Raw genomic sequence first — 15,019 nt, forward strand, 5'->3', positions numbered from 1 at the left:
ATAATAATATTTATAATCTATGATTGTATTCTCAAGAATCTGACATATTGAGGTTTTCCCATGAACAAATATCATGCAACGCTGGTAGGCATCATGTTCGTTTTTTCCTTTGAGGACGTTTCAGCGCAAGAAACATTTGGATCCTTTGCCAGCAGTTCCGGGGGAATTGAAATAGATACTGGACTGAAGGAATTGGGAAATGGATTTATCACTCAAGAACTCAGTGTTTCAGTTGTTGGGCCCTCAACGGAGACTATTAGGCCTCTGTATTACCTAGGAAAACCTTTGACCCTTTCACAGGCCTACTGCTTCACAGAGGGTTTCAAGGGAAAGCTGGATGGGCCTACCGATTACGCAGGTTTTGGAGCTGGCGGACCTAATAAGGAATGGGCTCTGGGAGCGAGGGTATTCGGTAACGAGGGGTCTGTTCTCAATGTTTGGGGAAGGTGTTACGTCTTTAACCCATGAGGTTCCCAAGCTCGTTAAAGTCACTATTGCGGACGATATCGCGTTAGTTACACAGCAAGATACATCCATCAGGCATATGGCTTCTTGTCGACTGGCCCAACAAATGCTTCGATGTTGACATGATGCAGGGTCATGCAATTGCTCTCGACCATGCTCGGCGGGCTGGGCAACAGCAGAGCCATCCCCGACAGAAAGAGCAGACGGAAAGGTCCGCCAAGCGGTTGCAGGACCGCCGAGAGTCAACAGAAAAAGAGTAGTGTTCGCTGTATTGTGGGTCGAGGGCCTCGGTACCACTGGCTTCGCCATTTTGTCCGAGTTGGATCTTCTCCATTCAGTATGTTGACGGCTTCACGTGGATTTTTCAGAAGCACTATGAGTCTCTTGCAAAACATTCACGGTATCAACGATCTCACATGACACGGGTAGGGATCAAAGTCTTTGGATGTCTAGGGGGAGTGGTTGCTAAAAAATGGCGAAACAAAAGGATCTCCGTAGTTGCCTTCAACTCATCGCGCCTGAATTACTGGAAGCTGAAATATGGTTACCAACGCTAGTTGCGATGGACAAAAATTGGCTATTCGAAAGCCTGCGGCGGGACTTACCCCAGGTTGGCGATTTGGCAGTACAAGAGATCACTCTTGGAAATGTGCAATTGGCAGTGAATTGGATCACGCTTGGCTTTTTTTGTAATCAGTCCATGGCACGAGAAGCGTTAACTTCATCGGGGACACTGCGCGCTTCTAAATACAAATTTCGGACAAATCAACTCTTAGACGTATTTGCCGCTCTGGAAGTGGTGGCCACAGAACTTTCACTTAATACTGACGATTTGCGCTACTTAAACTCTATGAAACTGTTGGCTGAGTTTGCTCCAGAAGTGGAAGACCTGGATCAGAGCCTCCGACGGTTCCTTAGGCGAAATGCCGATACAGCTTTGAAGTCTGTTATTGCGCGGGTAGACGCGCTTTTTATGATTTCGCATGACGTCGACCAAGCTAAGAATAAGAATGCACTAAACTCATACAGTAAGGAGGAGTTGGCCGAGGGGGCATCATACATCATTCACTGCATCAACGAAGAGATTGGTATTTCAGACGCACACTTCGGCATGATGTTGGAGCGGAAAATTGCAAGAGGCCTTATCGACAAGATGATCCTTAAGGCTTGCAAGATACGTCAAGTATTCGAAGCTGAGATGCTTGTCGAGGCCTTTAACTATCGGTGTACGGTAACTGGTGGAAAAATCTCGATCTCTGCAAAAGACCCTGTTCTCGAGAAGAGCATCCGCCTTGGCTATGTTCAGAATGAGTTAGCTAGTATGAAAGGCCACCTTGAACGAGTGCAAGCCATCGAAGATGGAGCTCATTCAGTGTTCGCGATTGCCGATGACTTTTTTGAAAACTTCCATGGGCAAGTCGTGCAACGTATCGAAGTGCCAGTGAGCCGATTCACGTTTAATATTCCAGATGTTCCTCCGATTCATGATTTATTTCAGAACAATTCGTTTACAATAGAGGAAGCGTTATACCTTCAAGAGTTGATTGATACTGAGCGTGTGACGTGGAAAGAACTAAAGGAATTCGAATATCGCCCAGGATTGACCCTATTAGATTTCTCTAGGGTCCATCGACTTTTCTTGTTTATTTCACGTTTGGCAATGCGGCAGTTAACTCCGCTTCTAGAAAGTGATGCGGAACTTGCCTACAGGTCTTTGGTCCCAGTCTTTAAAATAAAAACTCTAAAACAGTTACTTGGATGGTGCGTTCAAAAAGAACACGTCGATGCCGTATTGGATTTTCTTTCTTGGGTTCCTGGTCATTCAGACTTTTTTGATCTGCAATATAAGCCCATTCTACACTGCAACGAGTACTGTCTCGTCCCGTTACATATCACCGGGATGACAAATTGGTACCGGAACATGGCCCGGAACGAGAACCAGAGGCTCATCAAAATGCTCGACACAGACGCTGCTGAGCGCTCTGTTGCAAGTGATTTACAGGGGGCTCGGTGCGAATTTGTAGCACAGGGGTTTGAAACGGTGCTTGAGGGGCAGCGAATTGAGATAGACGTCATCTGCCGTTTTGGAGGCTATCTCTTTCTATTTGAGTGCAAGCATCCGACTCTTCCCTGCAACGTTCATGAACTCAGAACCTCATACAAGCACATGCTTAAGGGCGCACAACAGCTTGGTCGCCTAAAGAATCTTCTGAAAGCTCCAGATGTAGAAAAAGAACTTTACCGTCGCCTAGGCTGGGAGGTCGGCCCGTCGAACGAGATCGTTACGTGCATAGTGTCCGGAAACGGAATGTTTTCTGGTCTAAGAATAGAAGGTCACCCCGTGCGACGATTGCAGGAATTGTCCAATATGGTCCAAACAGGGGTCATCCGAACGATGATTGCGTCTATGGAGGTTGGCGATACTAATCAAACTATTGAAACGAGCGAATTAGTTGAAAGAAAATTATGGAATGATGAAAAATTTACACCTGAATTCTTGAGAGAATATCTCAATGAGGACAAATTAACCAGAATGCTCTTTGAAAGTATGGTAGAATTCGAGCGAACTTACACTGTAGGTAGTCGCAAGTTGGCATTTTTGACCTATGCGCTTGATACACAGGCTTTCGCCGACACTGTTGCAATGCTTCCTGTTGCAAATGCTTAATAGGCGAACAACTTTGACTTGACGCGGTATGTGTAGGAGCGTCGAGGTGTGCACCTTCGACTAATCCAATCAGCACAGACCAGAGGGTTCTGTCGTGGCCAGCATGACCAACTTTAGATCTTCTTCCGGCAGGCTGGAACCGTCAAAGTGTGCATTGAACGCCGACAAAGTGGTGCTGTACGCGTCGGCGCTCTCCGGCTGGAGGTTCACCGCCGCACCCCACCAATCGGCATCCTGTTCTGACTTCAAAGCGTAGGCCACATAATTTGCAAGGACGCCGACGTCTACTTGATGCGATTTCGCCACTTGCCGCACGGCCTTTTTCAGTTGTGGTAACTGTCCTTTGGCCTTTGATAAAGCCTCTTTGTAGAGGTCGTCGGCACTACCGCACAAAAGGATGTTACCCGCAAATTCGTTCGCCGCGCGCTCATCTTCCGAATCTCTTCTCTCTGATGCTGTACCATCGATAGCGGTTGGGTCGAAGCCGTGACTTTCATTTTCTCCTGCATGATACAACTCATGCAATAGGTCAAAGAGCCATCGAGATTCGGCTCTAACGGATTGCTTGAGAATGATTACGTTTCGGCCATTAAAGCGCCAGCAACACCCGTGAAAACGGATTGTGTCGCTGAGGGGAACGACTGGGATGCCCATTGCCCACACTGTATGGAGTGCTGACTGTAGGGAGAGACGCCCATCTTCTGATAGAGCCTCTCGCGCTTCTTTCCAATCACGGGGTATCGGTTGACTGTCGCTGGACATGGATGATGCGACGCGTTCGGCAACATAGTAGGCGTATTGCGTGTACGCACGGATGCGCACAGGGTTAGCGTCTTTGGGAAGTTTGTATCGAGCGATATTGGCCGCAGTGCAATCAAATGTGCGGGTGTCGATTGTCCCGTCACCCAAAACCGTTAGGTTCCAAATCCTTTTAAGATATCCAGATGCCGCTTTGAGTACGTCATGGAGGTCCTTTCCTGCGCCAGGTGCTAAACGCTTTCGCAAGAACTTCAGATCGATTCCAAGTTCATTTAACTTGTCAGCCGTATTTTTGGCCTCATGCCGGAACGAAATACTCTCGTGTACGCTTATGCCGAGCGCATTGCCAATCTTGATAAGTTTATTGAATCCGATTGTCTCATAATCAGAGTCTTCCCAGCGCTGAACTTGCTGCGGTTTAACTCCTATTCGATCGGCTAACTCCTTGTGAGTAAACCCTCGGACGATGCGAGCTTTGATGATCCCGAGCGGAAACTCTTCAAGCGATCCTACTTCGATCTGGTTTACGGTTCCTGATTTGAGTTGTTTGTATTCAGCGATCTCACGTTGCATTGTGGTGAGCTGGCTCTCCATGCCTTCGATATAGGCCTTCCAAAGGAGAGGATCGGTGTCTTGGGGAACTTTTTTGCCTTTGGCCTCAGCAATTGCTGCTTCGAAATTGCGAGCCTGGTTCTGTGTAACTCCAAACTGACGCTCGTTTTTGATCATGGCAGTGTTCCCAAATCTATGACAACTATGCCTTTCGGCTTTCCGTCCTTTGTGTGCTGAAAAAAGCTCAAGTAAGGCTCCCCCAGCATTGTCGCCGCACTCTCTGCAAAGAACATCTCACCAAGGAATTTCTTCTTCTGAGCCGCTCTTTCGTTTGAGAAGTCTCGAAACACGGGATCCAGGTCTTTGGAATTGATGCCCTTGAATTCGAAACAAGCATCCCAGTCGCCCGGATTGGCCTTTTTTGTGGCAAAACTTCCGTCGACAAACACACGCTTGACACCAGCAGACTTAAGGGACTGGCACGCAGCCAAAAGCCCGTTCATCAACTCCTTCCGCCTATCGTTGTAAGCGAGAAGTGCATACGCTTCGTCCCATGAGAGTGGGTGTATGCCCTTCGGGAGCCTTTTCGTTACCGAACCGAACTTCAACGGCATGACAACCTTTATGTTGTGTTGAGCGCTTTTAAGTCAAGCGGAATTTTCGGACGCAATCGCTGAAGTATGTCGGACGAAGCCTGCTTGCTGAGAATGACAATTGTTGGGCCTCAGAAATAATCCAAGGAGGGTAATGTACATAGCAGCGGGTTATTGAATTGTCCTAAGCTGACCGATGAGACCTTTTGGCGATTCAAGGGACTGAATTCCAGTATGACGATTAGACTGGAGGAGTACCACTTTTCGGTTAGAATTGTCTAAATTGTGTAGACTTGGTCATTAGAAGGTCCGAGCAATTTGAACTGAAGAAGTTGCAGCTACAGGTCTCTTTTAGCCAATTGAACACTGAAGCGCCCAAGATCCTCGTTCTCAGCCTGTATAGAAAGGCTTTGAGTGGCTTTGTAATGAACCGAGATGATTTGACGATATTCGTCACGACTTTGAGCGGTGGACGATCACACTGCCACTTTTTTGTGCTAGCCAGGAATGAAACGGCGCCTAAAGAGCGGCTATGTCGACACTATTGTTGGATTTCTCCTCACCGTATGGACCACTATGATGGGCAATGAGTCTAATTTGATTTGCGACCCTATTTCTTAAGCATCCAGGTTAGGGCTTTAGCTCGTTGCACGGTTTATGTCTTGACCCTCAACGCAAAAATGCGAGCTCTTATAACTTATTGAAAAAAAATCAATAAATCATAAGGGCATTAATCTGCTTGCGAAATTTTATGCGCGCGGCGAAACTTTATGTGCTTCCCTACAGCCGGTCAGATATCGAGGTTGGCGACCGAGAGAGCGTTGTCCTGGATGAACTCGCGGCGCGGCTCCACTTCGTCGCCCATCAGCTTGGTGAAGATGTCGTCGGCATCGTCTGCCTCGCGCACTTTCACCTGCAGCAGGGAGCGGACATTCGGATCGAGCGTGGTTTCCCAGAGCTGCTCCGGGTTCATCTCGCCGAGACCCTTGTAGCGCTGCAGGGAAATCCCCTTCTGGCCGAAGGCATAGATCTGCTGCAGCAGGGCTCTGGGGCCGCGGATTTCGCTTGAGCTGTCCTTGCGGCGCAGAACCGCTGCCTTGCCGTAAATCTCGCTCAGGTGGCTCGCATGCGCCGCCAGGCGTCGGGCGTCGGTCGAACCAAGCAGTGCCGCGTCGATGGTCGCCGTCTCCTCCACGCCGCGAACGGTGCGTTTGAAGACAAGGCTGCCGTCGTCCTGCGCTTCTCCGGCCCAGCCGCGTTCGAATTCGTCGGCGAGAATGTCCAGACGGCGGGCGATATAGGCCGCCGCTTCCTTGGCCTTGGCGTCGTCTTCCAGGATTTCGGGGGTGAGCGCGCCGGCGATTGCCGCCTGTTCCACGACATCGCGATTGTAGCGTGAATGCAGGCCGTCGAAGATATCGGAGATCTTGCGCGCGGTCTCCAGCACGGAAAGCAGGTCGTGACCGGTGCGCACTTCACCTTCGGCAAGGGTCAGCGAAGCCTCGTCCAGACCCTGGGCAATCAGATAATTCTCCAGCGCCAACTGGTCTTTCAGATACTGCTCGGACTGGCCACGCTTGACCTTGTAGAGCGGCGGCTGGGCGATATAGATGTAGCCGTTTTCGATCAGGTCCGGCATCTGGCGGAAGAAGAAGGTCAGAAGCAGTGTCCGGATGTGGGCGCCATCGACGTCAGCATCGGTCATGATGATGATCTTGTGGTAGCGCAGCTTCTCGATGTTGAATTCTTCCTTGCCGATCCCGGTGCCGAGCGCGGTGATCAGGGTGCCGATCTCGTTGGAAGACAGCATCTTGTCGAAGCGCGCCCTCTCCACGTTGAGGATCTTGCCGCGCAGCGGAAGAACCGCCTGGTTTTCCCTGTGGCGGCCCTGCTTTGCGGACCCGCCTGCGGAATCGCCCTCCACCAGGAAGAGTTCGGCTTTCGAGGCGTCCCGTTCCTGGCAGTCGGCCAGTTTGCCGGGAAGCGAAGCGATATCGAGCGCGCCCTTGCGCCGTGTGAGTTCGCGGGCCTTGCGGGCTGCCTCGCGGGCGGAGGCGGCCTCGACCACCTTGGAAACGAGTATCTTGGCGGGGGCCGGGTTTTCCTCCAGCCATTCGCTGAGCATCTGCGCGACGAGGTTTTCCACGACCGGGCGAACCTCGGAGGAGACGAGTTTTTCCTTGGTCTGCGAGGAGAACTTCGGATCCGGCACCTTGACGGACAGGACGCAGGTGAGGCCTTCGCGGCAATCGTCACCGGTCAGGGACACCTTTTCGCGTTTCATCAGGCCCGTCGCCTCGGCATAACCGGTGATCTGGCGCGTCAGGGCGCCCCGGAAGCCGGCGAGATGCGTGCCGCCGTCGCGCTGCGGAATGTTGTTGGTGAAGCACAGGACATGCTCGTGGTAGCTGTCGTTCCACCACATGGCGGCTTCCACGGTGATGCCGTCGCGCTCGGCCTTCATGTTGATCGGCGTTTCGATCAGGGGATGCTTGGCCCGGTCCAGGTAGCGCACGAAGGCTTCGAGGCCACCCTCGTAGTAAAGTTCCTCGACCTGGGTCTCCACGCCGCGATTGTCGGTCAGAATGATGCGGACGCCCGAGTTGAGGAAGGCGAGTTCGCGCAATCGGTGCTCCAGCGTACCGAAATCGAATTCGATTTTGGTGAAGGTTTCCGGCGACGGCAGGAATGTGACTTCCGTGCCCTTCTTGCCATCGGCGGGGCCGACCACCTTCAGGGGAGCCTGAACTTCGCCATGGGCGAAGGTCATGAAGTGTTCCTTGTTGTCGCGCCAGATGCGCAGGTCGAGCCGGGTGGAGAGTGCGTTCACCACGGAGACGCCGACGCCGTGCAGGCCGCCGGACACCTTGTAGGAATTCTGGTCGAACTTACCGCCGGCGTGCAGCTGGGTCATGATGACCTCGGCCGCGGAGACGCCTTCTTCCGTGTGGATGTCCGTGGGAATGCCGCGTCCGTTGTCGGAGACGGTCACCGAGCCGTCCGGATTGAGGGCCACCGTCACATGGTCCGCATGGCCGGCAAGCGCTTCGTCGATGGCGTTGTCCACCACCTCATAGACCATGTGATGCAGCCCCGAGCCGTCATCTGTGTCGCCGATATACATGCCGGGCCGTTTGCGCACGGCATCCAGGCCTTTCAGAACCTTGATGCTGTCCGCGCCGTAGTCGGCGCCGTTTTCGGTTTCCGGGGTTGGAATGGGCTCGGACGTGGACGTGTCGCTCATGCGAATCAATCACCAATCGGTTTATCTTTATACCCCCGTTATACGGGGTTCCGGCGGGGGTTCAACCGCGCGCGTTGCTCAGGCAAGCCAGCAAAGGGATTATGGTGGAAAACCACAAGAATCAGGCGGATTTAAGGGGTCTTTCCCGCGCGGATCAAACTGCCGGCACCCTCCCGGATTTCGAATATTTCCGCCGCCTGCGGCAAAGCCTCGAAAAGCGCCTCGTCCGTACCTGTCATGAACACCTGAACACCGAGTGAATCGAGCTTCACGAACAGGGCTTCCCGGCGGTCCGGATCCAGGTGGGCGGCCACTTCATCCAGCAGCAGCACGGGCGTCATGCCGGAGAGTTTCGCCGTCAGTTCCGCATGCGCCAGAATGAGCCCGATCAGGAGCGCCTTCTGCTCGCCGGTGGAGGATTGGGAGGCCGGCATGTTCTTGGCTGCGTGCAGAACTTTCAGGTCGCTCAGATGCGGTCCGTTCAATGTGCGCCCCGCGGCGCGGTCGCGCGGGCGCCCGTCGCGCAGCATGCGCCGGTAGACATCCTCGCGGTCGGCAGCGCTGAGACCGATCGTTTCGGCCTCGAATGCCCCTTCAAGCGCGACGGAGGCATGCGGAAAGGGCAGGGCCTCGCCTGCCTGGTCCGAGATCATCCGGCCGAGCAGGCCGACGGTTTCTCCCCTGGCGATGGAGACTGCCGTGCCGAGTTCGGCAACCTGCTGTTCCAGGGCGCCGAGAAAGGAATCCGAACCGCCCTGATCCAGAAGTCGGTTGCGCTGACGCAAGGCGTTTTCGAAGTCGCCGACCCTTCGCCCGTGCGAGGGATCGATCGCCAGGGTCAGCCTGTCGAGAAAGCGGCGCCGGTCGGACCCCGGCCCGGTGAACAGGCCGTCCATGGCCGGCACCAGCCACAACACCCGCATGTAGTCGAGGAGACTTTCCGAACCGCGCACTTCCGCCCCGTCGATGCGCACCTTGCGTCCGGCGGTGCCGGCGACGAGCCCGGTGCCGATCCGGGTTTCCATGCCGTCGAGGAGCACGCTGGCCGCAACGCTCCAGCTTCCGTCGCCGCCCATGCGGGCAATGTCGGCCAGCGCAGCACGGCGCAGGCCGCGGCCGGCGGTCAGAAACGAGATTGCTTCAAGAATGTTGGTCTTGCCGGCGCCATTGGGCCCCACCAGGGCCGCCAGTTTGGCACCGAGCGACAGCGTCAGGGCGGCGTAATTGCGGAAGCCGGTCAGGGACAGACGGGTCAGCTGCGCCGTCCGGAACTCTGTCATGAACCCACTTCCGCTTTTGAGCCTTCCGTCTCCAGGGCTCCGGTCGTCAGACCCGCATCGGCATCAGGACGAACAGGCAGTCTTCGACCGTGCTGTCCTGAATGAGCGTCGGAGATCCGGAATCCGCCAGCCGGAACAGCGCGGTATCGCTGCCGAGCTGATTGGCGATGTCGAGCAGGTAACGGGAGTTGAAGCCGATTTCCAGCGGCTCGGCGTCAAATTCGACGGCCAGTTCTTCCGTCGCGCTGCCGGAGTCCGGATTGTTGACGGTCAGCACCAGCCGGCCTTCACTCAGCGCAAGCTTCACGGCGCGGCCGCGTTCGGAGGAAATCGTCGAGACACGGTCTACGGCTTCCTTGAACTCGTCACGGTCGACGCGCATTTCCTTGTCGTTGCCCTGCGGGATCACCCGGCCGTAGTCCGGGAAGGTGCCGTCGATCAGCTTTGACGTCAGAACCACGGAGCCGGTGGTGATGCGGATCTTGGTGTCTGACAGTTCGATCTGCACATTGGCTTCCGGGTCTTCCAGAAGTTTCTGCATTTCGCCGACGGTCTTGCGAGGAACGATGATGCCCGGCATGCCGGCGGATCCGGAGGGCGCCGGCACTTCGGCCTGGGCCAGACGGTGACCGTCGGTTGCCACAGCGCGGAACCGCGGGCCGCCCGGCGTGTCCACCGTGTGCAGGTAGATCCCGTTCAGATAGTAGCGGGTCTCTTCCGTCGAGATGGCAAACTGCGTCGTATCGATCAGCTTGCGGATGTCTGCAGCGGTCAGCGAGAAGCCATGGCTGAAGTCGCCCGCGGTCAGGTCCGGGAAATCCGTCTCCGGCAGGATCTGCAAGGTGAACCTCGAGCGTCCCGCCCGGATCTCCAGCGTGGCGTTGTCGCTTGTCGTTTCCAGAACGACCTGGGAGCCATCGGGCAGTTTGCGCACGATCTCGTAGAACATATGCGCCGGGACCGTGGTCGCTCCCGGCATTTCGATCATCGCGGGAACGGATTCGACGATTTCCAGGTCAAGATCCGTCGCCTTGAGGTTTATCGCACCGCCATCTGCGCGCAACAGCACGTTGGACAGGATGGGGATGGTATTCCGGCGCTCGACCACCCGGTGAACATGGGTCAAGGACTTGAGGAGGTCGGTCCGCTCGAGGGTCGCTTTCATACACTCGTTCCGTACTCATGAAACGCCGGGCAGGTCTGCCTGGCAAAAACTGGACAATTGGGCTCCGGTCGGGAGCGGGGTGGAAGACACTGCCCTTAACCGGGTTCAAAAGCAAGGGGCCGTCCGGTCAGAACGCCCCCGATTCTGGTGGAATTTCATGCACTCGAAATCCGGGACAGGTCGGCATCTCCGCTTTCTTGCGCAGCCACGCCGAAACAGGTTAATCCAGACTGTCGGGCGTTCGCAAGAGTGCGGAGAGGTTGCTCTGGTTCAAGGTGTCGGAGCAACCTGTCGGCGTTGAGGCGACCCGGGTCATCCTGCCCGGGCCGTCGTATGCCCGGACCTAGGCGTCGAGCATCCGCTTCAGCAGCTCGAGCTCCTGCGCAAGCGCGTAGTCCCCCCGGGCCAGCTCTTCGATTTTCCGCACCGCGTGCAACACTGTGGTGTGGTCTCTGTTGCCGAACCGGCGGCCGATTTCCGGCAGCGAGCGCGGCGTCATCACCTTGGCGAGATACATGGCAATCTGACGCGGGCGGACAATTGTCCGTGTCCTGCGTGCAGACAGAAGGTCCGCCTTGCTGACGTTGTAGTGTTTTGAGACCACCCGCTGGATGTCCTCGATCTTGACCCGGCGTGGCTCGCTGGAGCGGACCAGATCGCGAAGGGTCAACTCCGCCATTTCCTGGGTGATCGGCTGGTTGGTCAGCTGATTATGGGCGATCAGCCGGTTCAGGGCACCTTCCAGGTCGCGGCCGGAGGAGGCGACGTGACGGGCCACGTAGTCAAGGACGCCTTCCGGCACCTCGAACTGCGGATAGGTCTTGCGGGCGGCAGCCACGCGGGAGTCCAGAATGCTGCGGCGCAGAACGAAATCCGGCTCCTGGATGCCGACGACGAGGCCACCGGAAAGACGGGAGCGGACACGATCGTCCAGAGTGTCCAGTTCCGACGGGGCGCGATCCGCGGCGACGATCACCTGGCGGGCACCGTCGATCAGGGCATTGAGGGTATGGCAGAACTCCTGCTGAACCTGTTTGCCGTGCAGGAACTGCATGTCGTCGATCAGGAGCAGGTCGATGGTGCGCAAAGTGTCCTTGAAGGCCAGAGCCGACTGGGACTTCAGCGCAGCGACGAATTTGTACATGAAGTGCTCGGCGGTCAGGTAGAGCACCTTCCGGCCGCTGGCCCGTGCCTTGGCGGCGACAGCTTGCATCAGGTGGGTTTTGCCCAGGCCAACGGCTGCATGAAGATACAGCGGATTGAACGTGACCGACCCACCGGAGGCAACCTGCCGGGCCGCAGCCAGCGCAAGATTGTTGGATTCGCCCTCGACAAAGGTGTCGAACGTGTATTTCGGATCGAGCGAGGCGCCCTGCAGGACGTCGCGAGGCGTGTCGCCGCCGGTGTCGCCGCGGCCAAGGGCAGCCGTCGCCGCCTGGGCGCGGGTCACCTGGGAAGCTTCCGCCAGCGTATCCGCCGCAGCTGGCTTCGAACCGGAAGGCAAGGCAAGGCTCGGCTGGGAGACCGGCACCTGGCGGGGCCTGATGGCGCCGCGAACCGTCAGCTCGATGCGATGTACGTTGTCGCATTCACGCTGCCACAGTCCCATCAGCTGATCGTTGTAATTGTTCTGGATCCACTGCTTGAGAAATCTGGTGGGAACGGACAGGCGCACAGTGCCGTCCTGATGTTCTTCCAGATCTACGCGTGCAAACCAGCTGGTGAAGACGTCATCGCCCAATTGCGCGCGAAGATGTTTCTTGACACGCTTCCATTGTTCCGAGCCGCCTGCCTCCTGAACCTGCATGTTATCTGCCTCCTGTCTTCGGTGAAGAACCGTCCGCCACAGCCGTTCTTCTACCTACGCCTTGCCGCTTTTGCGGCATTATATTGTCCCTTTTGGGACGGTTTTGGTATTGGCGGCGGGAAAATTTCCCGTCGCCCGTTTCCCTCTTGATGGGGTAACTAATTCTGAATCCAGGGCAGCCCGGCCGCCTTCCAGCCGGAGCTGGTGCCGCGATGACTGTCTGCATCGAGCGGGCCTTCGAAGCCATCGGAAATATTGAAGCACCGGGTATAGCCGGCTTCAGTCAGGGCTGTTGCCGCTGCCTGGCTCCGGGCTCCGGAGCGGCAGAGAAAATAGATTGGCGCGCTTTGGTCAAGTCCTTTTTTGACCAGAAGATCGGAAACCTTCGCCACGAACTCCGGATTCGGTCCGGAAGACGGGAAGCTCTGCCATTCAGCAAGGATGGCTTCCTTTCCGATCGGACGCAGATCGGGCACGCCGACAAAGGCCCATTCCGCTTGAGTGCGCACATCGACAAGGGTCGCGTCCTGAGTATTGGACAGCTCGTTGAAAGCCTCCAACGCTTCGACGTTTCCAGCGTAGCCACCGACAAAATGCACTATTGCCCCCTTCAATAGCCGTTAAGCTATCGATTTAAAGAAAAATTAGATTTTCGAGAAGAAGATTGGGCCGAAGCCGAAGCTAGGCGCCCTGGGTGCCGAATAAATTAATGTATTCATCCGGAATTCTACGAACTGCGTGCTTAGTTTTGTATCTTAGTGACTTATTCATTGTTGATCCAAGCACCATCTTTTGAGTTGTCCGCTGGTCTTTCTCCGCCAGCCGCTTGTTAATATACAGACAGCGCCCGACGGGGCAACAGCCCGTTTGGGCGAATGCGGAGAGTCGCCTGTTTCTGCCCCGACGTCACAGGAAACTGGCCGGCTGTGGGTGACGGAACAAATGCTTTTGACCGCAATGACTTTTGCCAGCGGGGCGACCTGTCACAGTGGAAAAACAACATTAATAAAAAAAAATTCGGCACACATACCTTGACTCACATCGAATCCGGTTTGAGCGCCTTCCACAAATCTTACATGTTCATAAGGTATTGGAAACGTGGAATAATTCATGTCAGCATTCTGAGGGTCTGAAATACATCAAATGCCCGTCATGGTTGCTGTCCGGCGTCATCCACAAAATTGCACGGCTAAAAAAAACCCGGCACGCTGGCCGGGTTTTTTGAAAGTCATGTGACGGAGTGATTACGCGCCAAGTGCCTTGATACGGGCATTGAGACGGGAAACCTTCCGGGACGCCGTATTGGCGTGCAGAACGCCTTTTGACGCAGCGCGCATGAGTTCCGGCTGTGCAGCCTTGAAAGCTTCGCTGGCAGCGCTCTGGTCGCCGGAAGCAATTGCTTCTTCAACCTGGCGCAGGTAGGTGCGCATGCGGCTACGGCGGGCTTTGTTCGTGGCCGTCCGGCGGGCAATCTTTCGGGCCGCCTTCTTGGCCGATGGTGTGTTGGCCATGGGCTCTTATCCTGATCGGTATTTTGGGACTGGTGTCCGGTGGCGATCGGGACCGAAACGCAACGGCGGCAAGACCCGATCAAAACAACAACGGCGGCGAAAGTCCGCCACCGGTTGGGCGCAGCTTATAATGGCCGTTAGGTCTGCCGTCAACGGCTTTATCGTTGAAACCGGCAAGATTATTTGTTCCGGAACTGTGGTGTCCGTTTCTCGGCGAAGGCGCTCATGCCTTCCTTCTGGTCTTCAAGCGCAAACATCGCCTGGAACACACGGCGTTCGAAACGGATGCCTTCTGACAAAGTGGTCTCATACGCCCGGTCGACGCTTTCCTTGGCCATCATGACCACCGGCAGCGAGAAGTCGGCGATCTTTTCGGCGGCCTTGAGGGCTTCCTCGATCAGATCGTCCGCCGGGACGATCCGGCTGACCAGGCCGGCACGATCGGCTTCCTTGGCGTCCATCATGCGTCCGGTCAGCACCATTTCCATGGCTTTCGACTTGCCGACGAAACGTGTCAGCCGCTGCGTGCCACCCGCACCGGGAATGACGCCGAGCGTGATTTCCGGCTGGCCGAACTTGGCGGTGTCCGCCGCGATGATGAAATCGCACAGCATGGCAAGCTCGCACCCGCCGCCCAGGGCATAGCCGGCAACGGCGGCAATGATCGGTTTGCGGTTCCGCGACACCCTGTCGAAGGGGGTGATCAGATCGTTCTGGTAGGCGGAGGAAAAATTATGCGGCTGCATCTCCTTGATGTCCGCACCGGCGGCGAAAGCCTTTTCCGATCCGGTGATCACGACGCAGCCGATCTTCTCATCCGCATCGAACCCGTCCAGCGCCTTGCCGAGTTCCGCGATCAGAGCCGCGTTCAGCGCGTTCAAGGCTTTCGGCCGGTCCAGAGTGATCAGACCGACTTTACCGCGTTTTTCAACGCGGATGTTTTCATATCCCATTTCACCCGCTCCTGTGCCTGGA

The 15,019-nt window shown here is 55.8% G+C and carries 11 protein-coding genes; 2 read left to right on the forward strand and 9 right to left on the reverse strand.

What is annotated here, in order from left to right:
* Nucleotides 1–60 precede the first annotated feature (60 nt).
* Nucleotides 61–468: a hypothetical protein gene (locus Q1B40_RS01500; RefSeq protein WP_299808954.1), complete on the forward strand. Its 408-nt coding sequence runs from the start codon at nucleotides 61–63 to the stop codon at nucleotides 466–468.
* Between the two features lie 469 nt (nucleotides 469–937).
* Nucleotides 938–3,133 carry a hypothetical protein gene (locus tag Q1B40_RS01505; protein WP_299808957.1) on the forward strand — a complete coding sequence of 732 codons (2,196 nt, stop codon included), beginning with the start codon at nucleotides 938–940 and terminating at the stop codon, nucleotides 3,131–3,133.
* Nucleotides 3,134–3,202: 69 nt separating this feature from the next.
* Here Q1B40_RS01505 and Q1B40_RS01510 read toward each other — a convergent pair whose 3' ends face one another.
* The 9 genes from Q1B40_RS01510 to Q1B40_RS01550 form a co-directional block, all read right to left on the reverse strand.
* Complete coding sequence (locus tag Q1B40_RS01510; protein WP_299808960.1) at nucleotides 3,203–4,621, reverse strand: XRE family transcriptional regulator; 1,419 nt, start codon at nucleotides 4,619–4,621, stop codon at nucleotides 3,203–3,205.
* Nucleotides 4,618–4,947: a hypothetical protein gene (locus Q1B40_RS01515; protein ID WP_299808963.1), complete on the reverse strand. Its 330-nt coding sequence runs from the start codon at nucleotides 4,945–4,947 to the stop codon at nucleotides 4,618–4,620. Before Q1B40_RS01515 ends, Q1B40_RS01510 begins: the two co-directional genes overlap by 4 nt.
* Before the next feature lie 880 nt (nucleotides 4,948–5,827).
* On the reverse strand, nucleotides 5,828–8,281 hold the full coding sequence (gene gyrB / locus Q1B40_RS01520) for a DNA topoisomerase (ATP-hydrolyzing) subunit B (protein WP_299808966.1): 2,454 nt from the start codon (nucleotides 8,279–8,281) through the stop codon (nucleotides 5,828–5,830).
* A gap of 131 nt (nucleotides 8,282–8,412) precedes the next feature.
* Complete coding sequence (gene recF, locus Q1B40_RS01525) at nucleotides 8,413–9,561, reverse strand: DNA replication/repair protein RecF (protein ID WP_299808969.1); 1,149 nt, start codon at nucleotides 9,559–9,561, stop codon at nucleotides 8,413–8,415.
* Nucleotides 9,562–9,607: 46 nt separating this feature from the next.
* Nucleotides 9,608–10,726: a DNA polymerase III subunit beta gene (gene dnaN, locus Q1B40_RS01530; protein ID WP_299808972.1), complete on the reverse strand. Its 1,119-nt coding sequence runs from the start codon at nucleotides 10,724–10,726 to the stop codon at nucleotides 9,608–9,610.
* 343 nt (nucleotides 10,727–11,069) lie between these two features.
* Nucleotides 11,070–12,533, reverse strand: coding sequence for a chromosomal replication initiator protein DnaA (gene dnaA, locus Q1B40_RS01535; RefSeq protein ID WP_299808975.1), 1,464 nt, complete (start codon nucleotides 12,531–12,533; stop codon nucleotides 11,070–11,072).
* Nucleotides 12,534–12,691: 158 nt separating this feature from the next.
* Nucleotides 12,692–13,132: a rhodanese-like domain-containing protein gene (locus Q1B40_RS01540; RefSeq protein WP_299808978.1), complete on the reverse strand. Its 441-nt coding sequence runs from the start codon at nucleotides 13,130–13,132 to the stop codon at nucleotides 12,692–12,694.
* Nucleotides 13,133–13,777: 645 nt separating this feature from the next.
* Nucleotides 13,778–14,044, reverse strand: a complete 267-nt coding sequence (gene rpsT, locus Q1B40_RS01545) for a 30S ribosomal protein S20 (RefSeq protein WP_068408966.1) — start codon at nucleotides 14,042–14,044, stop codon at nucleotides 13,778–13,780.
* Between the two features lie 179 nt (nucleotides 14,045–14,223).
* Nucleotides 14,224–14,997, reverse strand: coding sequence for an enoyl-CoA hydratase (locus Q1B40_RS01550; protein WP_299808985.1), 774 nt, complete (start codon nucleotides 14,995–14,997; stop codon nucleotides 14,224–14,226).
* Nucleotides 14,998–15,019 lie beyond the last annotated feature (22 nt).

It is taken from the genome of uncultured Roseibium sp. (assembly GCF_947496995.1).
Lineage (GTDB): Bacteria > Pseudomonadota > Alphaproteobacteria > Rhizobiales > Stappiaceae > Roseibium.

Bases quoted from the DNA above. Each gene is read 5' to 3' on its own strand.
- Q1B40_RS01515 (WP_299808963.1), bottom strand. From the start codon at position 4,947: ATGAACGGGCTTTTGGCTGCGTGCCAGTCCCTTAAGTCTGCTGGTGTC.
- rpsT (WP_068408966.1), bottom strand. From the start codon at position 14,044: ATGGCCAACACACCATCGGCCAAGAAGGCGGCCCGAAAGATTGCCCGC.
- Q1B40_RS01550 (WP_299808985.1), bottom strand. From the start codon at position 14,997: ATGGGATATGAAAACATCCGCGTTGAAAAACGCGGTAAAGTCGGTCTG.
- Q1B40_RS01505 (WP_299808957.1), top strand. From the start codon at position 938: ATGGCGAAACAAAAGGATCTCCGTAGTTGCCTTCAACTCATCGCGCCT.
- dnaN (WP_299808972.1), bottom strand. From the start codon at position 10,726: ATGAAAGCGACCCTCGAGCGGACCGACCTCCTCAAGTCCTTGACCCAT.
- Q1B40_RS01510 (WP_299808960.1), bottom strand. From the start codon at position 4,621: ATGATCAAAAACGAGCGTCAGTTTGGAGTTACACAGAACCAGGCTCGC.
- gyrB (WP_299808966.1), bottom strand. From the start codon at position 8,281: ATGAGCGACACGTCCACGTCCGAGCCCATTCCAACCCCGGAAACCGAA.
- dnaA (WP_299808975.1), bottom strand. From the start codon at position 12,533: ATGCAGGTTCAGGAGGCAGGCGGCTCGGAACAATGGAAGCGTGTCAAG.
- recF (WP_299808969.1), bottom strand. From the start codon at position 9,561: ATGACAGAGTTCCGGACGGCGCAGCTGACCCGTCTGTCCCTGACCGGC.
- Q1B40_RS01500 (WP_299808954.1), top strand. From the start codon at position 61: ATGAACAAATATCATGCAACGCTGGTAGGCATCATGTTCGTTTTTTCC.